This window comes from Halobacterium zhouii, from assembly GCF_021249405.1.
Lineage (GTDB): Archaea > Halobacteriota > Halobacteria > Halobacteriales > Halobacteriaceae > Halobacterium > Halobacterium zhouii.
Window position 1 is genome coordinate 1998792 of the sequence record NZ_CP089593.1, and the last position, 19532, is coordinate 2018323.

The 19532-nt window shown below is 66.3% G+C and carries 18 protein-coding genes and 1 tRNA gene; 2 read left to right on the top strand and 17 right to left on the bottom strand.

Annotated elements, in window-relative coordinates; translation table 11 throughout:
- Position 1 precedes the first annotated feature (1 nt).
- Positions 2–1090 carry a molybdopterin-dependent oxidoreductase gene (locus LT970_RS10475; protein ID WP_232686418.1) on the bottom strand — a complete coding sequence of 363 codons (1089 nt, stop codon included), beginning with the start codon at positions 1088–1090 and terminating at the stop codon, positions 2–4.
- 126 nt (positions 1091–1216) lie between these two features.
- Here LT970_RS10475 and LT970_RS10480 point away from each other — a divergent pair, with 126 nt between their 5' ends.
- Positions 1217–2317, top strand: a complete 1101-nt coding sequence (locus tag LT970_RS10480; protein ID WP_232686419.1) for an archaeosine biosynthesis radical SAM protein RaSEA — start codon at positions 1217–1219, stop codon at positions 2315–2317.
- 363 nt (positions 2318–2680) lie between these two features.
- Here LT970_RS10480 and purQ read toward each other — a convergent pair whose 3' ends face one another.
- Both purQ and purS read right to left on the bottom strand, forming a co-directional pair.
- Entirely contained in the window at positions 2681–3361 is a 681-nt protein-coding gene (gene purQ, locus LT970_RS10485; protein ID WP_232686420.1) for a phosphoribosylformylglycinamidine synthase I, read from the bottom strand.
- Positions 3358–3612, bottom strand: a complete 255-nt coding sequence (gene purS / locus LT970_RS10490; RefSeq protein WP_232686421.1) for a phosphoribosylformylglycinamidine synthase subunit PurS — start codon at positions 3610–3612, stop codon at positions 3358–3360. The genes purQ and purS overlap by 4 nt, the downstream gene beginning before the upstream one ends.
- Positions 3613–3895: 283 nt before the next feature.
- Between purS and LT970_RS10495 the strand changes: the two genes are divergently transcribed.
- On the top strand, positions 3896–4159 hold the full coding sequence (locus LT970_RS10495; protein WP_232686422.1) for a hypothetical protein: 264 nt from the start codon (positions 3896–3898) through the stop codon (positions 4157–4159).
- Positions 4160–4294: 135 nt separating this feature from the next.
- Here the strand turns inward: LT970_RS10495 and LT970_RS10500 are convergent, their stop codons facing one another.
- From LT970_RS10500 to LT970_RS10560, 14 genes are all read right to left on the bottom strand, one after another.
- On the bottom strand, positions 4295–5449 hold the full coding sequence (locus LT970_RS10500; protein WP_232686423.1) for a PGF-pre-PGF domain-containing protein: 1155 nt from the start codon (positions 5447–5449) through the stop codon (positions 4295–4297).
- Between the two features lie 86 nt (positions 5450–5535).
- Positions 5536–9909, bottom strand: coding sequence for a surface glycoprotein (locus tag LT970_RS10505; RefSeq protein ID WP_232686424.1), 4374 nt, complete (start codon positions 9907–9909; stop codon positions 5536–5538).
- Positions 9910–10131: 222 nt separating this feature from the next.
- On the bottom strand, positions 10132–10419 hold the full coding sequence (locus LT970_RS10510) for an ArsR family transcriptional regulator (protein ID WP_232686425.1): 288 nt from the start codon (positions 10417–10419) through the stop codon (positions 10132–10134).
- A gap of 128 nt (positions 10420–10547) precedes the next feature.
- Complete coding sequence (locus LT970_RS10515; RefSeq protein WP_232686426.1) at positions 10548–10829, bottom strand: DUF8103 family protein; 282 nt, start codon at positions 10827–10829, stop codon at positions 10548–10550.
- 120 nt (positions 10830–10949) lie between these two features.
- Positions 10950–11375 (bottom strand): CBS domain-containing protein, encoded by a 426-nt coding sequence (locus LT970_RS10520; protein WP_232686427.1) that lies wholly within the window; start codon positions 11373–11375, stop codon positions 10950–10952.
- 27 nt (positions 11376–11402) lie between these two features.
- Complete coding sequence (gene arcS / locus LT970_RS10525; RefSeq protein ID WP_232686428.1) at positions 11403–13160, bottom strand: archaeosine synthase subunit alpha; 1758 nt, start codon at positions 13158–13160, stop codon at positions 11403–11405.
- 317 nt (positions 13161–13477) lie between these two features.
- Positions 13478–14980 carry a tRNA guanosine(15) transglycosylase TgtA gene (gene tgtA, locus LT970_RS10530; RefSeq protein WP_232686429.1) on the bottom strand — a complete coding sequence of 501 codons (1503 nt, stop codon included), beginning with the start codon at positions 14978–14980 and terminating at the stop codon, positions 13478–13480.
- A 98-nt stretch (positions 14981–15078) separates the two neighbouring features.
- Positions 15079–15252, bottom strand: coding sequence for a hypothetical protein (locus LT970_RS10535; protein ID WP_232686430.1), 174 nt, complete (start codon positions 15250–15252; stop codon positions 15079–15081).
- A 59-nt stretch (positions 15253–15311) separates the two neighbouring features.
- On the bottom strand, positions 15312–15860 hold the full coding sequence (locus LT970_RS10540; RefSeq protein ID WP_232686431.1) for an NUDIX hydrolase: 549 nt from the start codon (positions 15858–15860) through the stop codon (positions 15312–15314).
- 62 nt (positions 15861–15922) lie between these two features.
- Positions 15923–16444, bottom strand: coding sequence for a P-loop nucleotide/nucleoside kinase family protein (locus tag LT970_RS10545; protein ID WP_232686432.1), 522 nt, complete (start codon positions 16442–16444; stop codon positions 15923–15925).
- Between the two features lie 118 nt (positions 16445–16562).
- Positions 16563–17321 (bottom strand): profilin-fold protein, encoded by a 759-nt coding sequence (locus LT970_RS10550; RefSeq protein ID WP_232686433.1) that lies wholly within the window; start codon positions 17319–17321, stop codon positions 16563–16565.
- 72 nt (positions 17322–17393) lie between these two features.
- On the bottom strand, positions 17394–17522 hold the full coding sequence (locus tag LT970_RS14635; protein WP_269785469.1) for a hypothetical protein: 129 nt from the start codon (positions 17520–17522) through the stop codon (positions 17394–17396).
- Positions 17519–18655 carry an outer membrane protein assembly factor BamB family protein gene (locus LT970_RS10555; RefSeq protein ID WP_232686434.1) on the bottom strand — a complete coding sequence of 379 codons (1137 nt, stop codon included), beginning with the start codon at positions 18653–18655 and terminating at the stop codon, positions 17519–17521. The genes LT970_RS14635 and LT970_RS10555 overlap by 4 nt, the downstream gene beginning before the upstream one ends.
- A gap of 528 nt (positions 18656–19183) precedes the next feature.
- Positions 19184–19256, bottom strand: a tRNA-Pro gene (locus tag LT970_RS10560).
- Between the last annotated feature and the right edge of the window lie 276 nt (positions 19257–19532).

Sequence of the window (19532 nt, forward strand, 5' to 3'; positions counted from 1 at the left end):
GTCAGTCGAAGCCGCTCACCAGGGTAACGAGCCATTGCGCCGGGTCGTTCCGGGACCGAACTTCGACGCGGGTCACCCACTTCACCCACTGGAATCCGCGCCGCGGCGGCGCGACGAGTCGCGCGGGCGCGCCGTGGCCGTGGGTCAGCGGTTCGCCGCCGACGTGGGTCGCCAGCAGTGCGTCCGCGGCCTCCTCGATGGGGAGACTCCAGCGGTAGCCCGTCACGGAGACGAACCGCACCCACGCGGCGTCCCCGGTCGGACCGCCCGCCGCCTCGAGAAGGTCGCCGACGCGGACGCCCGACCACTCCTGAACGGTGTACCAGCCACTCGTGCAGTCCAGCAGCGCGGTCATCTCGTCGCCCGCCGTCACGTCCTCGACGGAGAGCGTGGTGGGCGACGCGACGAGGCCCGTCACCTCGAGTCGGTAGGCGTCGGTGTCGATGGGGCCGGGGTCGTCAGCCACCCACATCGTGATCGGAAAGGCCGCGTTTCCCGACCCCTCGCGGGGCTGGGAGCCCGTGAACCGGCGGTCGTCGCCCGGCGTCGAGAAGAGGTTGTTCAGCGCTTCCTGGAACCGGTAGGCGAGCGCGCCCGCGAGCAGCAGGCCCGCGTACTGGAGCGCCGTGCGCCGGCCCTCGACGTCCCGCGTGCGCGGCAGTCGGAACCGCGTCGCGACGTGCAACGGGACGAGTACGAGGAGCGCCAGCCCGAAGCCGACGTGCACGCTCAGCAGCGTCCAGTAAGACAGGCGTACGTCGAGACCGAACACCCAGACGACGCCCGTCGCGAGCGTGCCGAGCGCCGCGAGCGCGGTGAGCGCCGACAGCGGCGTCGAGCGCGTCCACTTCTCGGCGTTCGTCACCCGAGACCGGACGCGAACGAGCTTGTACCCGAGGACGAGCACGAACCCGAGGCCGGCGATGCGGTGGACCCAGAACACCGGCCAGCCTGCGGGAATGCCCACCGTGAACGAGACGAATCCCGTGACTGTCTCGACCAGCACCAGCGCGAACAGCGACCAGTCGACGACCCGCGGCCGTGGCTCCAGCCACGCCACCGCGTCCCCGAGCGCGCCGCGGATGCTCATCGCTCCCAAACTACGAAGCCGGGCTACAAGAGTTGACTGACGGGCAAGTTCCTGCGGGACGCACGGGGCAAGCACCCACGCAGCCAGACGAAGCGGCTTTACGCGCGCGACGGCTTCAGTCGTCCAATGAGCGAGCCGAGCGCCGAGGTGTACGAGCAGGGGCGAGGGATGGACGCCCACAACAAGGTGATGCGGGAGTTGCGCGACGAGAAAGGGGCGAAGGACTACGACCCCGCGGAGCCGACGCGCGTCTGGCTTGACGAGGACAACACGCCGGACGGCGTCTACCAGAGTCTCACCATCATCCTGAACACGGGCGGCTGTCGGTGGGCGCGAGCGGGCGGGTGTACGATGTGTGGCTACGTCGCAGAGTCCGTCGAGGGCGGGACGGTCGCCCACGATAATCTGATGACGCAGGTCGAAGCGTGCCTCGAACACGAACGCGACGAGGCGGACGAGGAAAGCGGCCTCGTGAAGATCTACACGAGCGGGTCGTTCCTCGACGAGCGCGAGGTGCCCGCGGAGACGCGGCAGGCCATCGCCGAGACGTTCGCGGACCGAGAGCGCATCGTCGTGGAGAGCCTGCCGGACTTCGTGGAGCGCGAGAAGATCGCGGACTTCACGGACGTCGGCCTGGAGACGGACGTGGCGGTCGGCCTGGAGACGGCGACCGACCGAGTGCGCCACGACTGCGTGAACAAGTACTTCGACTTCAGCGACTTCGAGGAGGCGTGCGCCGAAGCGAAGCGCGCGAGCGAGGCCGCCGAGGCCGTCGACGCGGGCGTAAAGGCGTACCTCCTGATGAAGCCGCCGTTCCTCTCGGAGTCCGAAGCCGTCGAGGACATGGAACGCTCCATCCGCCGGTGCGCGGACGTCGAGGGCTGTCACACCGTCTCGATGAACCCGACGAACGTCCAGCGGTACACGATGGTCGACCAACTGCACTTCCGCGGAGGGTACCGTCCGCCGTGGCTCTGGAGCGTGGCCGCGGTGCTCGAATCGACGACGGACGCCGACGCCATCGTGGTGTCGGACCCCGTCGGCCACGGGAGCGACCGTGGCCCGCACAACTGCGGGGAGTGTGACGACCTCGTACAGGAGGCCATCAAGGACTTCGACCTGCGCCAGGACCCGAGTGTCTTCTCGGAAGTATCGTGTGACTGTGAGGCGACGTGGGACGCCGTCGTCGAGCGGGAGGCGTCGTACAACCTCCCGCTCGCGGAGTGACCGGAGCAGACGCCCACCACGACGGCCACCCGACGCGGCGGAGGTACTTCCCCACCCAGGTTGGTCCCGACCGGAAATCGGGTTGTGACAGCCGGCGATAGCGCAGTAATTAGTCGTGAACGGCCTGTAGCCGCTAACTACTGAAGAGGATGGACCACGGAGTCCCAGTCGGCGCCCCGTTGGCTCCACGGGGCCGCCGTCTGGGGAGACTCCATGGAATCCACTGACTGCGAAACCATCCTCTGCGAGGACGGCTGGCTCGAACTCCGGGACACCGCAAGCCCACACCGGTGGGTTGCCACCGACCGCCCGGTCGAGTGCCAGCCTTGACCTCTGCTCCGGGCCCGCCCCGGGCGAGTTCTTTTATCCCGACGCGAACGCCGACAGCACGCCTCGTCCGTCCGTGCTGCCGAGTTCCGGGAGCGCGGCGCGCTCGGGGTGTGGCATCATCACGGCGACAGAGTCGCGTTCACCGAGCACGCCAGCGACGGCGCCCCGGGACCCGTTCGGGTTCGCGGCGTCCGTGACGGTCCCGGACTCGTCGCAGTACCGGAACAGGACGCGGTCCTCTGCGACGACGTCCTCGTAGGTCGCGTCCGCGGCCTCGAAGCGCCCCTCGCCGTGCGCGATGGGGAGCGAGACGACCTCGCCCTCGTCGTAGGCGGCGGTCCACGGCGTGTCCGCGTTCTCGACGCGCAGGCGAACGTGCTCGCACCGGAAGCGCGCGCTCGCGTTCGTGGTGAACGCGCCCGGCGTTAGTCCGGCCTCACAGCCGATTTGGGCGCCGTTGCAGACGCCGAGCACGGGGACGCCCTGGTGTGTGGCCTCGCGCACTTCCTCGACGATGGGCGACTGCGCGGCCATCGCACCCGCACGCAGGTAGTCGCCGTAGGAGAAGCCGCCGGGTAGCAACACGCCCGTGGTGTCCGCCGGAAGACCGTCCTCGTGCCAGACGATTTCGGTGTCGACGCCGAGGTGGTCGAGTGCGCGCGCGGCGTCGCGGTCGCAGTTCGATCCGCCGAAGCGCACGACCGCGACCGTCATTCGCGGGCCTCGACCGCCACGTCGTAGTCGTGGATGGTGGGGTTCGCGAGCAGGCGTTCGGCCATCTCGCCGGCGCGGTCGGCGGCCTCGCGCTCGTCCGCGGCGTCGAGGTCGATCTCGAAGCGGTCGGCCGAGCGGAGATCCTCGAGTTCGAAGCCCAGGCGTTCGAGCGCGCGCTCCGTGGTCTCGGCCTCCGGGTCGAGGACGCCGCGTTCGAGGCGGACGGTCACCGTCGCGGTGTACGCGGTCATCGCGTGGAGATGCGCGTGTGTGTGCAAAGACTCTTTTGGAACGTGTTTTGAATGCACGTACGTGACCAAAGGGGCTTGCGTCGGCGGGTCGTCTCGTTCCCTCGCGTCGTCGAACGCGGCGTCAAGCAGGGACGTGGAACTCCCCGAACAACCACTCGAAGCCGACGCGCTCGTCGAGGATTGGCTGGTCGCCACGGAGGTTAGTGACGGCTATGTCGTCACTTGGCTGCGTATAACAAAGCGGTCAGTGAGTATACGGTAACTCCCAGCCACCCCGTACCCAATGTCCAACCCCGAACCCCAGCGAACGGCACACGACCGGTTCCGGCTGTTTATCGCGTGGTACACCGCCATCCTCGGTGGCTTCGCCATCCTGGTGTTGGGGATGGTCGTGCTCGCCGCGTACGTCCTCGACGGCAGCCTCCAGGTGTATATCAACGAGTTCGGTGAAGCGAACCTGGAGGTCGCCGCGTTCGCCATCGTCTGCGGGACCGTCCCGTTCGGCCTCTACGTGATCGACAGCTACCTCCGGCAGCACAGCGCGTGAACCACGAGCGCGCCGCCGCATAGTGAGTCTGATAACCCGTCACGTCGTCGGTCGCGCTACTGACGCCCCGTCGAGCGCGTAGCGCGGCCGCTACCGGAACAAGTAGCGCCTCGAAAAATGGAGTGGGTGGGTTCGTTACTCGCGGCCGTACACCATGTACAGCGCGCCAGCGACCGCCAGCAGCACCACGACGAGGCCGCCGACGAACAGCAGGCCGGGGCCGCCGTCCTCGCCGTCGCCCGGCGGCGACGTCGAGGTGCCCGGGTCGCTCGTCGTCTCGGACGGCGTCGTGCCGTCGTCCGTCGAGGTCGGCGAGTCCGTCGTCGGCGTCGACGTCGGCGGACTGGTGGTCGGCGAGTCCGTCGTCGGCGGCGTGGTGGTTTCGCTCTCACCACTGCCGCCGCCACCGGTGCCGCCACCGCCGCCACCGCCACCACCGCCGCCGGTGTTGGCCTGCGTGGTGCCGGGCGTCTCGGTGTCACCGTCGCCGGTGTCGCCCCCGCTGTCACTGCTGCCAGCGATGGCGAACGGCGAGAATCCGGAGACGTCCGCGCGCAGCGTCACGTCCCCGTTCGTCTCGCCGACGAGCGTCGTGTCGAGGGTCTGCCACGCGCCGTCCTCGTAGTGGAGGACGTTCGCGTCCGCCGGCGCGACGCCGGCGTCGGCGAGCGCGCTCTCGGAGACGGTGACCGTCACCGTCCCGCCGCCGGACGCCCCCGACACTGAGACGTCGAGGTACGTCACGACGGACGCGCTCGACACCGCCGGCGCGCTACCGGTCGGCGTCGTGGACTCGCGCACGACCAGCGTGCCCGACGCGCCACTCCCCAGGTCCACGGCGACCTCCGAGAGGTCGCCGCCGGAGAGCGGCACCGCCGCGCTGCCGTCGTCGCCGAGCGCCGCGGAGCCGCCCGCGACGGTGTCACCGGCGTCGACGCTGAAGTCGACCTCGGTGGAGCCGCCGGAGGCGACGTCCGCGGACTTGGTCTGTTGCTTGACGGAGATCTCGACCTGCTCGTCCGTGTTCACCGTGCTGGTGTTCACGGTCAGGTCGTAGTACCCGTCGCTGTCCGTTACGTCCGTCGCGACGACCTCGCCGTCCTGCGTGACTTCCACGAGGACGCCGCCGACCGGCGACCCGCCGCCGTCCGTCACGGTACCGAAGTACCGCTGCGGGGGCTGGGGCGGGCCGTCGGCTGTCGCGGCGACGGCCGGCGCGAACGCGCCGGTCACAGTCATCAGTACGACGACCACGACGAGGAGTCGAGCCGCCGAACGTTGCCATTTCATGGTATGTATCATCGGTATATCGTCCGCCTATGATAAATGTTCGATTTCGAAAAATTGGAAGATGGAACGCGAGTGGTTAGGTCGCGTTAGGCAGTCGCAGTGACCTTTTTGACGTCGCTTGGGTTACCTTCGCCGTCGTAGATGACGACGTAGATATCGTAGGACGTGCTCGCGGTCAGTCCAGATGCCGTACCAGTGTTCTCCGCGCTAGTAGACACGCTGAAGCTTCCACTGGAGAGTGCAGCGCTACCAGTTGCGTCGTTACCAGCTTTCACCTGGGACGCAGACGGTGCGTTAGCTCCGGAACTCACCACGACGAAGTAGGACGTGCCACCCTCGATGGCTGCCTTGTCGTGAACAGTGATGGAGCTGTCACCAGTCGTACCCGAGGTGCTCGGGTAACCAGAGGCGTGAGCGCTTGCGGTGTTGTCGACCGTGACAGTGCCGGACGCCGTATTCTTGTTACCTTCACCGTCGGTAACGGTCACACGAACGTCGTAGTCACCGTCGGACAGCGTAGTCGTGTCCCAGCTACCGGACGTGATCTCGGTCCAACTCGAACCACCAGCCGTGGTGTACTCGTAGGTCACCGAGCCACCGTCAGCGGAAGTGTCGAACCAAGTCGTCACGTCGACCGACGAACCGGTCACGTCACTGCTCGGGAAGCTACTGCTCTTGGAAGCCGAGCCCTGGTTGTTGTCAACAGTGACCGTTGCCGTGGCCGTCTTCGTGTTGCCTTCACCGTCGTCGACAGTCACGCGGACCTTCACGCTACCGTCGTCCGCGTTGTTCGAGTCCCACGCCGTCGCGTCGGAGATCGAACTCCACGAATCACCGCCGTCCGCGGAGTACTCGTAGGTTGCCGTACCGCCGTCCTTGTTCACGCTGAACCAGGACGACACGTCGACCGACGAACCAGTCACGTCACTGGTCGCGGTTCGCGTCACCGAAGCCGACGGATCGTCTAAGTCAACCGTCACTGAATCCATCTCGTTCGCAGCGCCATCGTTACCGTCGGCGTCTTCAGCCGAGAGGAGGTACGCACCTAACGTACCGTCACTCCCCGTGCTGAGGTCGGCCGTGTAGATGTAATCGCCGCCCGAGGTCGACATCGTGAAGTCGGACTCGGACAGCATTCCGTCAGCATCCTGAGTACCGGCAACGTGGATTGTGGCCAGCGGTTCGTCGGTAATCAGTTTCACATCGACGTCCTGTCCGCTACTGCTCACGTCGAAGAGTTTGATGGACGGCTGCTCGCTGTTCATCCCGTCGTAGTTGACGGGTGCGTGAAGACCGCTCTTGTCGTCCGTGAGGAGCCAGTAGCCCTCGCCGGCGCGGAGCGTGTCCACCTGCACCTGGGTGTCAGCGTTCTCAACCGAGTAGGTGCTGCCGTCAAGCAGGGCGAGTGCCTGGTCGACGGGCTGGCTACCTTCCTGGTAGTGACCGATTAGGTTCCAGCCAGATTCGAGTTCCTGCTCGCCGTACGTCTCCGGCATGTTCTCGTCACCGACGGAGCCGGCTCCGTACTTCGTGAACCCGCGCACGTCGATCTCCGTGTCCTTCTTCGCGTCGATGAGGTAGCCCTGACCAGCTTCGAAGGCCGAGAAGTCGTTCTCCTTGGCCTCGGGGTCGTAGCTCATCCACTTGCCGTTGTCGTACGTCCAGATGACTTCGACGCAGCCACAGAAGTTGACATCCTCGAAGTCGACACTGCCTGCCTCGATGGGCACGGACACGAAGTTCGTACCCTTCTCCAGGTCGAGCTCGATGGAGTCAACCGGCATCTTGTACGGTCCCGTAGAGCTGTCAGACTTGGGGTCGTTGGAGAACGTCTCGGTAAAGGACTCCTTCACGAGCGTGATGTTCGCGTTCTCCCCGCCCGTCTGAATCTCCTTCCCGAACGTGACGACGACCGTCCCGTCGTCGTTGTCCGTGAAGGTGGCCGCGGTCACGCCTTCGAATGCGATGTCGGACTTTTCGAGTCCGTCAATCGGCTCGGAGAACGTGAGTTTCACCTTCGTGTGACCCTCACTCGTCGCGCCGATTACGTCGGCGTCAGCGAGGTTCACGTGACCACTGTCGGCCTTGATTTCCTTCGACTCAACACCGGAGTCGAGCGTCAGCCCGCCAGTCGTCGTGGCGTTGTCGAGGCTGATCTTGTAGAGGCCGTCTCGCGGCGTCTCGTAGGTCGTCAGCGTGTAGTTGTACGACCCGTCACCGAGTTTCTTCTCGGTGAACTTCTCGATGGAGAGCGTCTCGCTGTTCTGGCTGTGGTAGCCGTCGAAGCTCTCGATCGTGACGTTCAGTCCGCTGAGGTCGTAGTCCGACTCGATCGTGATGTTGAGGTCGCCCGGGTCCAGTTCACTGTCTTTCAGGTCCTTCGGGAAGCGCTCGGCGTTGATGTCGAAGTCACCGCTGTCGAACTTCTCGGCCGTGAGCGCCTTCGTCGTCAGCGTATCCGTAGCCGACTTATCGTATCCAGGGTCTTCAACGACGGCGACAAGCTTGTACAAGCCCTCACCCTGGGTGTTGACGTTGAACTCGTCTGCCGTCGTCGTGACGTCATTGGTGTCACCGAAGTCTCCATCCTCCGCGGAGATGTACTTGTACACGATGTCGCCAGTTCCGACGCCAGCGTTCTCAACCGTCAGGAAGGTCGTGATGTTGACCTTGCCGGTGAGCGTCGCGTCTTTGTCGTAGCTGAGCGACGGCTCGGCGTTGTCAATCGTGAACTGTTCAGTCACGGAGTGGACGTTACCGGCGTCGTCTGTCGACTGAACCTTAAGGACGAAGTTGCCCTCTGCAGCGTCGGACGTGTTGACGTGCGACGGCGAAAGAATCTTGCCGTAGTCGTCTGCGGCAATGTCGCCGTCATCGACCGCGACCCAGTAGGTCAGGCCGTTTCCGTCGTCCGCCGACACCGAGTAGTGGTCCGTGAAGTCCACGTACCCGCTGAGCGTGTCAGGGAGGTTCGTGTCGTCGCTCACCGACGGCTTCGTCGTATCGACGGCGAACGTCGTGTTGAACTCCTTCGCGGACAGTCCGTTCGGGTTGTTGGCAACATCGTCGCTCGCTGCGGTGATGTTCACCGAAGCGCTCGCGTCCTCGATGGCCGCTGCGCCGGAAAGGTCGACCTGTGTGTGCACGACGGACTTCGTGCCGTCGTTTGCGACGTCACTGAAGGTTCCAAGGGGGATACTTCCCCAACCATCTGCCTTGAGGACGCCGGTGACCGTGTCAGCGGCGACGTTCTCGTCGAACGTGACCGTGACGTCCACCTTGTCAGTCGTGTCGGAGACGTTGAGCGGCGTGTCTTCGACCGCGATGTCGGTGATAGTCGGCTTCTGGTTGTCCACCTGGAAGCTGAACGTCTCACTGTCACTGTTACCGTGGTCGTCCGCCGCGCTCACGGTCACGTCGATGGTGCCGTTCGGGAGCGCGGGAACACCGCTCTGACCAGTCGTGACCGAGAACTTGTCGTTGGCCTTGTCGTACGCGTCGTCCTTCGTCACGTTGGTGAAGATGACGCCGTTCGGGCCACTGACAGTGAGTTCTGCGGTGCTGTCGTTGACAGTCCCCCCATCGATACTGACTGCGATGGTCTGGGACGTCTTCCCGTAGGAGTCACCTGCCGTGGGCTGGTTCAGCGTGAAGTCAAGTCCAGTCTTGTCGACCACGAAGTTGAACGTAAGTTCGCCAGTACCAGCAATCGAGTTACCGACAGCGTCCTCGGCTTCGATGGAAACGTCAATCTGGCCCTCGGGCAGCGCCGGAACGTTACCGGTTCCGGGGGTCAGCGTGAGATTCCCGTTCGAGAACTCGATGCCGTCGCCGGACACGTCGGAGTCGATCTCGTGCGTGAAGATGACACCGTTCGGGCCGGTGACCGACACGTCGATGGTCGACTCGTTGATTGCCGTGCCCGTGCCGTTCAGGGCGACGTCAATCGTCGGGGAACTCGTCGTGACGGTCCCCGTCGGAGCCTTGTAGTCGGCCTTTGGGTTGTCAGCGTCGACAGTGAGCTTCCCAACGTTGATCCCCGAGAACGAGTCTCCGTCTGCGAGACCAGTACTGCTACTTGCCTCGTAGACGAACACCGAGTACGTTCCAGACGTAGCGGGTGCATCAAACGTCGTCTTGAACGAGGAACTGCTGGTCTCTTCTGTGGTGTCAGCAACCTTCTTCTCCATATCGGAGGTCTGGAAGACACCATCACCGTTGAGGTCCACGTAGACGTATATCGGGTCGTCCGGTGAACCGTCGGTAAGATTGTCTGCGTCGTCGGTACCGCTAACTACTACGTCGCCACCAGCCGCGACCTGTTTTGTCTCGAGGGTCGCAGTACTGGCAGCCGCCGCAGCCCCGCCCGACAGCGCGATAGTGCCCACCATCACGGAGAGCACCATCAGCGCCGAGAGCACGACTGCGCGCGCCTTGTTCTGTAGGTTCGTGTCTGTCATGTTGTGTCTGGGGTCGTTCCACAGCGGTCAGTGGCGCCGGTCCGCGTCCCCCACCGCCGACGTGTCATCGGAGCCAACTGTCCGCATGTACTGTCGGTATATACCGAACGGGCTTAAAATGGTTGCGGATAGTTACAGGGTTACTAACGAGAAGGAGACGCCTCTATTGGCAGGAGGTTACCAGTGAAAACGGATGCAGTCCCGACTGCGTCTCAGAGCGCGCTACTCGTCCAGTTCGTCGGCGACGACGGCCTCGAAGTCGACGTCGTCGCTCTCGTAGGCGTCGCGGTGCTCGAGCACCACCTGACCCTTCTCCGTGATCTCGTAGAGGCCGCTGTTCGGCGCGGGACCGACGCGCTCGACGAGGCCGTAGTCCGCGAGGATGGGAAGGCGCGTGTTGATGTACGCGCGATTTTTGTCAATTACATGTGATATATTCACAGCGTTATTTCGCTTCCCACCAGAGAGCGCCTGTAGAACCTCGAAATCAGTCGGGACTGCGAGTTTCATGCGTGCGAGAATGGGAACTCTAGGCTATATATACCGGGGGTTTTGTCCGGAATCCTACAGTGAGTAGGTACTATCAGTATACGGGATGTGGGTGGTGGCGGGCCGCCGGGTGGATCCGGGCGGCAGAACTACTCGGCGTCGAGTTCCGTGAGCGCGCGTTTCGCGAGTTCCAACTCCGCGACGGCGCGCTCCTGTTTCGCGATCAGGTCGTCGAGGCGTTCCTGAAGGTTCTCCACCGGGAGGTCGTCGGTCGCGTCCGTCGTGGTGTGCAACAGGAACTCCTCCATCGTGGCCGTGGTAGCGTTCTCGACGTCGATGAGTGACTTCACGACGGCCCACTCGGGCGATTCGACGCCCGAGTCGTCAGTGCCGTCGGCAACGGTGCGCTGCACATCGTCCTCGTCCCCCATTAGCATCCCTGTCGCACAGTAATCCTGTAACCTGTTTCAAAGTATCGGAACACCAAAGGTTCCATATTTCTAAAATATTCTCCAGGGGAGCTATGAAAATAGTGAGCGCGGGGTTGCACGCTATTTGCCCGCCCACGTCTCGCGTTCGTCGAGGTGCTCACGCGTCTCGCGCGCCAGGTCGTCCTGTACGGCGACCAGGTCCGTCGTCGTGACGACGCCGACGAGGTCGAGTTCATCGGCCACGGGCAGCTTCTTCACGCCGCGGTCGCGCATCGTGCGCGCCGCGGCCCGCACCGTCTCCGCCGGCCCCACCGTCACCAGCGGCCGGCTCATCGCGGCGTGCACCGGCACCTCGCTGAACGGACGGTCGTGCTCGTAGCCCGCGCTCACGAAGTCCGTCTCCGTCAGGATGCCCGCCGGGTCGCCGTCGGCGGTGACGACGAGCGACCCGACGCGCTCCTCGACCATCCGGCCCGCGGCAGTGCGCAGCGACGCGTCCGCGTCCACCGTCACCACCACGTCGGTCATCACGTCCTCCACGCGCATACGAGAAGTACAGAGAGTACTCCCTTCTTACTTCTCCTCGGAGTGCCGGACCTCCACCGCGATGCCGCGCGTCGACTCGTTCATCGCCGGGCCGGGCATCGCTGCGCGCCCCACCGCGAACGCCGCCGGGCCCTCGACGACCACCTCGTCGCCCACGCGGATATCGTCACTCGCGTCCACGACGCCCGGCGCGAGCACGCTCCCACGCGGCACGAACCCGTCTATCTCCACGCGCTTGGTCGGCGCGTCGCTGTCCACCCACCGGCGCGCGCCCGCGAGCGTGAACGACAGCGACCCGTACTGGGGCACGAGCGCAGCGAGCTGTTCGCCGTCCGGGTCGATGGCCTGCAGTTTCGGGTAGCGACCGCGCAGTTCCACGTCCTCGAAGAGCGCGTCGCCCGCTCCACCCCCGATGTGGTGGTCTGCGACCGCCTTCAGCGTGTTCTCCTCGCGCTCGGACACCCAGATCTGGTCCTCGCCTGCGAGCGCGTCCCGCAGGTTCGCGAGCGACTCGCTGGTCGTCGGGTGGTCCTCCACCGTGAACTCGACGGGCACGTCGCTGCCCTGGGTCGCACGCTCGACGACTTCGCGGTAGCCCTCGTCCGGGACGTGGGCTATGACGCGCGGGTAGTCCGTCCGCTCGAGGTAGCGCTCCAGCACCGCCGCGACGAACTCGACCTCCTCGGCGCTCCAGTTCCCGGTCACCACGGAGTCGTAGTGCTGGGCGGGGTACGTCAACTCGAGTTCCTGTGGGACCACGCCGATGGGCGACGTCATCGAGACGACGTGCGCGCGGTAGTTCGCGGCGTCCTGGAACTGCCGGTGGCTCTGGCTCTCGCTGTACGGCTTCTTCGCCGAGCACGGAACCAGCAAGAGTGGCCGGTCGTCGTCGTAGCGCGCCCGGAACCGGGTCGTCACGCGCTCCGCGAAGCGCTGGATCTCCACGCGCCGGAGCGCGTCTTCGGTCGCCGAGAGCAACAGCGAATCCCGGACCGTCGGCGTGCGTTCCTCCAGATAGCCGTACTGCTGGTCGAACTCGCGGAACGCCGCGGTGACCCACGCCTCGTGGCGCGCCTGCCCCTCCACGTAGTCCCGCAGTCGCCCGTCCCGGATCCGGCGGCGCACGCGCGCGAGTTCCGCCGACAGAACGTTCACGTTGTGTTCCACGCACTCGTCCTGTCCGAACGATTCGACGCCCTGCTGGCACGCCGCGCACGCACACGGCAGTTCGTCCAGTTCCTCGACGTCGTACTCTCCCTCCGTCGTCAGATACCGTCCCTGTGTCCCCCGAATCACCGCTCGGTCGGCGTCCACGAGGTCGACGCCCGCGTACGCGATCACCGCGACGTTCCGCGGCGTCGCCACCCCGGAGAGGTAGAGCGCCGTGTCGTCCGGAATCGCTTCTCGAGTGTTCACGACGGCGTCCCGGAACGCCGACCCGTGGCCGACGGTCCCCGGGGCGCCAGAGAGTACGTACGCGTCCGCATCGAAATCGCCCGCCGTCTCCGGCGACACCACGGCCGCGCTCGGGAACCCCACGTCCGGGTAGTCCGGCGCGAACGACTCCTGGACCTCGTCCGCGGTGCCCGACGGGAACGCCCGATGCGGGAGGATGGTGAGTTCGGAGTCGTCGCCCTCGGGGAGTTCCTGGGGGTTCGCCCACCGACTCCCTGCGTCCCGCACGACGTCGTCCGCGAGCGCCGGCGTCGTCACCGACTCGGACAGTCGGAGTTCGCCCACGCGCGCCGCCGCGTCGCGCTCGTGGACCTCGAAGTACTCGGTCATTGCGTGTCTGTCAGGCGTGCGCGCCCAATTGCCTTGCCTTTCGCGAGTTGGATGTTTCGTGATTCGTCCCCTGGCTGGACCTCGATAGCCGAAAGTGAACCGAGAGACTCTGAGACCCGTTAGAAAGCCCCACCACCTGCCGGCTGACTAACTGGCATCGGGAGGACTGAAAGGGGCGGCTCTGTCGCGCTTGCGTGTTCGCTCGCGACGTAAGCACGCGAACGAAGTGAGCGCGCACAACGAGCGAGCGGACGCGACAGAGCCGGGGCTTTCTAACGGGTCTCGGTGAAGCTCTTCAGAACAGCGCCGCCGGTTACTCACTCAGAGTCGTTCGCCGAAATGTCCACCAGTTCTACGCGCTCAGGAACGCAGTTCAGCGCAGACGTCGGCCAGTCGCGGTGCGCGAGCGTGAACGCCGTTTCCGGATTCGCCTCCGCCAGCCGCGCCACTCCCTCTGCAGCGGCCTCGTAGCCCGCGTGGTCCATCCGGTCGGGGGTCTCCGCGGTCAGGGGGTAGGTCGTGGAGAGCGCGCTCGGGAACGGGCCGAACGGCGGGACGACGTTCCAGGATTCGTCGAAGCGGTCGTCAGCGCTGGCTTCGGTAAGCAGGACGTCGCTCGCGCTGTCGTCCCCGCCAGCGTCGCCACCCACATCGAGTCGCTCCAGTCGGCGGTGATGGCGCAAGACCTCGGGACGGTGCGCGCTGTCCGACGACGCGTAGCGGAACACGTCCTTGCTCGCGGGGTCCGCGGCCTCGAGCTGGTGGACCTGGTCGAGGAGCGTGCGGTAGCCGTCCAGCGTGTCGGGGTGGGCGTGCGCGCGAGCCTCCACGAGTTCCAGGAGGTTGCCGGCGTGGATGGCCTGTTTCACGCGGCGGATCTCCCCGAAGGAGATGTGGAGGTTGTGCTCGGCGAGCAGTCGCTCGCGGCCATCGGCATCCATGGCCTCTACCTCCGCGGGCGTGTGGTCGCTGCAGACCGGGCACTCGCAGGGGAAGTACCGGAGGTCGTCGAGGTGCTCGGTGCCGTGGACCGTCAGATAGCGGTCGTCTCGCGCGTAGATGGCGTACGCCGCCGAGTCGAAGAGGTCACAGCCGAGGGCGGCGGCGAGCGCGAACATCATCGGGTGCCCGGCGCCGAACAGGTGGACGGGCGCGTCCCGCCCGAGGCCGCGCTTGGCGGCGAGCACGGCCTCGGTCATGTCGTCGTAGCGGTACTGGTTCATCAGCGGGACAACCGCGCCCACCGGGAACAGGTCGAGGCTCGTGCCGTAGGCGTGGCGCGCGGCCTCCTCTCGGAGGTCGGGATGGGTCGAGCCCTGCACGGGCGCGTTCACGAGCATGTCGCCGACGTCAACGGTCTCTGCGAGTTCGAGGCGCTCTTGCGTGGTCGCGAGCTCCTCGGCGGCCTGCTCTCGCTCGACGTCCGGTGGCGTCGGGATGTCGACGGGCGTCCCGACGTCGCTCTCGATTTCGTGCTGGAACTGGAGAATCTCCTCGGTGTCCGTGTCGATCTCTCCGTACTCAGCGAGCTGGAAGCTCCCCGAGTCGGTCATGATGGCGCCGTCGAAGCCGAGCATCTCGTGGAGACCCTCCTCGAGCGCTCGCTCCCGAAGGTCGGGGTCGTTCTTGATGATGTAGGAGTTCGTGATGAGGATCTCCGCGCCGAAGTCGGGGAACTGCGAGGGGTCGACCGTGACGAGGTTCGGATTGACGACCGGCATCAGCGTCGGCGTCTCCACCGTCACGCCCGCACGTGGCACCTCGAGTTCCCCGATGCGGGCGAGGCCGTCCTGCGCGCGAACCTCGAAGGCGTCTCTCATTGCCGCGAGGTAGTCAGTGGCCGCGCGTAAGGGTTTCTCTCCGGCCGTCGGGTTCGAGACGCTGCCCCACCGCGATCACTCCCCGGTCTCGACGTACCTTACTCTCCGGTCTCGACGTAGAACACGCGTTCACGGGGGATGCGCCGCACCGTGTCGCCGCTCTCGGCCCGCACCAGCCAGTGACCCGTCGTCTCGTCGAAGCCGATGTTCGCGTCCGCGGTCTGCCAGTCAGTCACGCCGCCCTGCGGGTCCTCGTAGACGATGACGCCCATACGCGGTCGTCACACCGGCCGGCGATAAATCCACGCCGTTCCCGCCATGATGCGTATGCCTACTGTCCGCCCAGTTCGTACCGCATGACGCCGAGTGCCGTCCGGCCGTCGCGGACCTCGTCCGCCAGCACGGCCTCGAGTAGATCGTCGTAGGACTCGGTCCTCACGCGAATCGACTCGTCGAAATCCAGGTCCTGCTCGGCGGTCGGCTCACAGCCGCGCGCGACGAAGTAGTGGAAGACGGCGTCCGAGATGCCGTTCGCGGGTTCGAACTCACACAGAAAATCCACCGACTCGGCCTCGTAGCCCGTCTCCTCCGCGAGTTCGCGGCGCGCGGCAGTCTCCAGGTCCACGTCCTCGCCCTCGACGCCGCCAGCGGGGAGCGCTCGGTTCACGCGCTCGACGGCCTGCCGCCACTCCTCGACGAGCACCACGTCGCCATCGGGCGTGAACGGCAGTATCGCGACCGCGGGGTCGTCCGCGAGGTAGTCGAAGTCGGTCTCGGTGCCGTCCGGGAGCACCACGTCCTCGTGGACGATGTCGAAGCCCGGACACCGGTAGGCCACCTCGCGCTCGGCCGTCTCCCACGCCAGCGAGTCCTCGGTCATCACCCGGAGTTCGTGGAGCGCGGAGAAAAGCGTGGCGAGCGTCGACCCGGGCGAGTAGAGATTCAGAACAGATCCGCGACCTGGCGCCGGGTCTCGGTCAGCGTCCCCGAGTTGTCGACCCGCGTGAACGGACCCGCGATGGCCTCGAACTCGCGCTGGTACTGCCTGTGGATCTCGAAGTCGGCGTCGCTCGCGTCACCCGAGCGCGCCCGGATGCGATCGCGCACGACGTCCTCGGCACAGACCACCTGTACGAGCGCCAGCGGCACGCCGATAGCCTGGGCGGCGCGCCGGGACTCGCCGCGGTGCTCGCGGAGTTTGAACGTGCCGTCCAGCACCACCGAGCGGCCCGCGTCCAGCGTGGCCTTCGCCCGGCGGTGGAGTTCCGCGTACACCGCCTCGCGCTCCTCGGGCGTGTACTCGGGGTCCTGAAACAGTTCCTTCCGGATCACGTCCGTGCGGTAGAGTTGGCCGTCGAGTCGCTCCGCGACGTACTCAGAGACGGTCGTCTTCCCCGCGCCCGGCAACCCGCAGACGACGACGAGGTGGGTCGGCGTCTCGTCCGGCTCCGTTCGCTCTGCCACGCGCTCTCCGCTCACGGTAATCGAATGAGGAACGACGCGCCCGCAATATGAAGGTGTGGAAACGCGGCGGTAGCGGCGAACCGTGACCGGGCCGGGGCCACAGAGACACCGCGTCGAATCACAGCGACACTGCGTCGAGTTCGTCGCTCAGCGCGGCCACGTCCTCGTTGAACGACTCGACGAATCCCCCGAAGTCGGGGGCGTACTCGCGCACGTCCCGAGCCGACGGCGGTTCGTACTGGGACACCAGGTAGACGCCGTTCTCGCCGCCCACGCGGAGGAACGACGCGCGGTCCGCCTCGCGTTTCAACTCCCAGCGCGTGCCGTCGACGGTCGCCGCGAACGACCCGTACTCTGTGCTCTCGACGCGGTGGAGCGCCCCCGCCATCCGGTCTGCGACGTCCCGAATCCGGGCGACGATGCGGTCGCGCTCCTCGACGACGTCCCCCGCCGACGCGACGTCCGGGAACGTCGACGGCGCCCCGTCCAGGACGCCATCGAGGCCGTGAACGTAGTCGTTGAACGACTCGACCAGCGCCGGGTAGTGGTCCATCGCCGTCGCGAGTTCCGTCGGCTCCGGCGGCTGGTGGGTCGACACCACGTAGACGTCGAGACCGGACTGCCCCTCGAAGCGCAGGAACTGGAGGTCCCCGCCCTCGTACTTCACCGTCCACTCGCCGCGCTCCGTGTTGAACGTCTGCCGACCGAAGTCCCCGCCCTGCAGAAGCGCGAGTTCGCGGGCCATCTGGCCGGCGTGGTCGCGAACCCGGGCGACCACCTCGTCGCGGTTCTCACAGATTGCTTCAGCGTCCGCGACTGGGGCGTCCACCCCCGGCGGCGCTTCATTTCCCGGCGACGCTTCGTCCTGCTCGGTCATCGGCGTCCCTAGGTCCGGGAGACGGATAACTCCCGCTCTCGACGCCGTCCGCGGGAAACACGCACCTATCGCTCAGCGGGCGAATGGCAGGTGGACAGCCAGCACGGTGACGGGGTACTCGTCGTTACTCGCGACCGCGTGTCCCTGCAGTACGTGCCCGTCGGCGCGAACGCGACGGCGAGTGACGGGGCCGTCGGTCACCGCCGACCGACCGCCATCGGGTGGCCGCTCGCGACATACACCCGTCCGCCGGCGACGGTGACGGGTTTGTCCAAGCCGTCACCGGGTCCGTCACCGACGGCCAGCCGCCAGCGGGCCTCACCCTCGGCGAGGTCGATCGCGTGGAGCGTACTGCCCCGGTCGCCGACGTACACCGTCCCGGACGCGACGGCGGGCGCGGACAGCACGAGCCACTCCGTGTCGTACGTCCAGACCACGTCGCCCGTTGCGCGGTCGAGCGCGTGCACCGCGTGGGCGTTGGTCCCAAAGATGACCTTGCCGTCGGCGAACGCCGGAGACGACCGAACCATGTCGTCCGCCTGGAATGCCCACTGCTCCCGGCCGGTCGCCGCGTCGAACGCGCGGACCGAGTGGTCCTCGAAGGCCGCGACGACGGTGCCGTCGGCGACCGTCGGCCCCGCCGTCACCTTGCCGGCGTCGGTGAACTGCCAGACACCGGTTCCATCATCGGCGTCGAGCGCGTACAGCGCCTTGCCGTCCACGAACACCCGGCCACCCGCCACGGCCGGCGGGTTGTCTACTTCCTTCCCCGCCGGTGCCGACGCACGCCACAGTCGGTCGCCGCTCGCGGCGTCGAACGCGTACACGTACCCTACCCAGCTCCCGACGTACACCACGCCGTCGTGGACCGTCGGCGTCGACGACGCCACCTGGAACTCGCGCCGCCACTCCTCCGTGCCGTCATCTGCCGAGAGCGCGTACAGCGCGTCCCCACTCTCCGCGACGTAGACGGTGTCGTCCACGACCGCCGGGTCGCTCGTCACCACGTCCGTAGTGGGTACGTGCCACTCCGTGGTCCCGTCCTCGGCGGAGAGTGCGTACATGCCGCGGTCACTGCTGCCGACGTACATCCGCCCGTCGGCTATCGCCGGCGACGCGAACGCCTCGAACTCCGCGCGCCACAGCACTTCGGCCCCGCTGCCGGGACCGGACGCCGCTGAATCGTACGAGGTGTTCGCGGCGTCGAAGCCACACATCGGCCAGTGACCGGTAGTCGCGGCGCTCCCGCGCAGGTAGCCCAGGCAGCCGCTGAGACCGACGGTCGTCGCGCCGGCAGCGGCGAGCAGGTCGCGTCGAGTGAGTGAGTAGGTCATAGTATCAGCTGTTTCTGATCATCGTCTGGCCGCCCGCACCCGCCTTCCCGTCGAGATATTCGGCCAGGAGGTCGGCGTCGAGAGGGTTCGGTCAACGACCGCCGGAGACCGTTAGACGTCCTGAGGTCTACCGATGGCGGCGCGGCTGCGCCGACGACGAGCAGGACAGTCATGACGAGCGTGAGTCCGCTCCGGCCCGGTTCCAGCGTGGTTCACCGAAGGTTGCCAAATAAGACACATACCATAGGATAAATTCTACGCCTCGTGTTTGGTGAAGGATGAAGGGTGAGGCGGCCTGTGCGCGCCGCAGTCGGGACAGTCCCCCCACTCATGCGCGACACTCACCCCGTTCGCGCTGGATAGAGCTGGCCGGCGCGAATTCGACTCACGCGCAGACGTTCCTGCTCGGCGGTTTGCGCCTGCGCGGACCTGCGGCTGCCCTCCTTCGAATTCACTTGGCCGAGTCACAACACCGAATGACGGCCGAGCGACACACGCATCGCTCAGCGGGCGAGTGTGCGGGAAAAGTGGGCCGGCGCGAATTCGAATCGCGGTTACGGCCACCCGAAGGCCGAAGGATACCAAGCTACCCCACCGGCCCGCAGTCGAACCAACGGACGTGGGCGGTTTAACGGTTCCGAATCCACGGAAGTTCCTGACGGCGTGGTTGGCGAGTCCGCAGCGCTCCGGTTGCCCTCGTCAGTACCACTCCGGTCGACGACGGCGAAGTCCTCGAAGCGACGGAAACGCGAGCCATCTTTCCCCGGTAAACGCCCATTACTCCGCTAGTTCGAGGCGGAAACACCCCGAGGTCGCGCGTGGATCAGCTACTAACAAAACTGTAGAGATTCGGCAGATTGCTTGGGGTGGGCGGAGA

Bases quoted from the DNA above. Each gene is read 5' to 3' on its own strand.
- LT970_RS10475 (WP_232686418.1), bottom strand. From the start codon at position 1,090: ATGAGCATCCGCGGCGCGCTCGGGGACGCGGTGGCGTGGCTGGAGCCA.
- LT970_RS10480 (WP_232686419.1), top strand. From the start codon at position 1,217: ATGAGCGAGCCGAGCGCCGAGGTGTACGAGCAGGGGCGAGGGATGGAC.
- purQ (WP_232686420.1), bottom strand. From the start codon at position 3,361: ATGACGGTCGCGGTCGTGCGCTTCGGCGGATCGAACTGCGACCGCGAC.
- purS (WP_232686421.1), bottom strand. From the start codon at position 3,612: ATGACCGCGTACACCGCGACGGTGACCGTCCGCCTCGAACGCGGCGTC.
- LT970_RS10495 (WP_232686422.1), top strand. From the start codon at position 3,896: ATGTCCAACCCCGAACCCCAGCGAACGGCACACGACCGGTTCCGGCTG.
- LT970_RS10500 (WP_232686423.1), bottom strand. From the start codon at position 5,449: ATGAAATGGCAACGTTCGGCGGCTCGACTCCTCGTCGTGGTCGTCGTA.
- LT970_RS10505 (WP_232686424.1), bottom strand. From the start codon at position 9,909: ATGACAGACACGAACCTACAGAACAAGGCGCGCGCAGTCGTGCTCTCG.
- LT970_RS10510 (WP_232686425.1), bottom strand. From the start codon at position 10,419: ATGAAACTCGCAGTCCCGACTGATTTCGAGGTTCTACAGGCGCTCTCT.
- LT970_RS10515 (WP_232686426.1), bottom strand. From the start codon at position 10,829: ATGGGGGACGAGGACGATGTGCAGCGCACCGTTGCCGACGGCACTGAC.
- LT970_RS10520 (WP_232686427.1), bottom strand. From the start codon at position 11,375: ATGCGCGTGGAGGACGTGATGACCGACGTGGTGGTGACGGTGGACGCG.
- arcS (WP_232686428.1), bottom strand. From the start codon at position 13,160: ATGACCGAGTACTTCGAGGTCCACGAGCGCGACGCGGCGGCGCGCGTG.
- tgtA (WP_232686429.1), bottom strand. From the start codon at position 14,980: ATGAGAGACGCCTTCGAGGTTCGCGCGCAGGACGGCCTCGCCCGCATC.
- LT970_RS10535 (WP_232686430.1), bottom strand. From the start codon at position 15,252: ATGGGCGTCATCGTCTACGAGGACCCGCAGGGCGGCGTGACTGACTGG.
- LT970_RS10540 (WP_232686431.1), bottom strand. From the start codon at position 15,860: ATGACCGAGGACTCGCTGGCGTGGGAGACGGCCGAGCGCGAGGTGGCC.
- LT970_RS10550 (WP_232686433.1), bottom strand. From the start codon at position 17,321: ATGACCGAGCAGGACGAAGCGTCGCCGGGAAATGAAGCGCCGCCGGGG.
- LT970_RS10555 (WP_232686434.1), bottom strand. From the start codon at position 18,655: ATGACCTACTCACTCACTCGACGCGACCTGCTCGCCGCTGCCGGCGCG.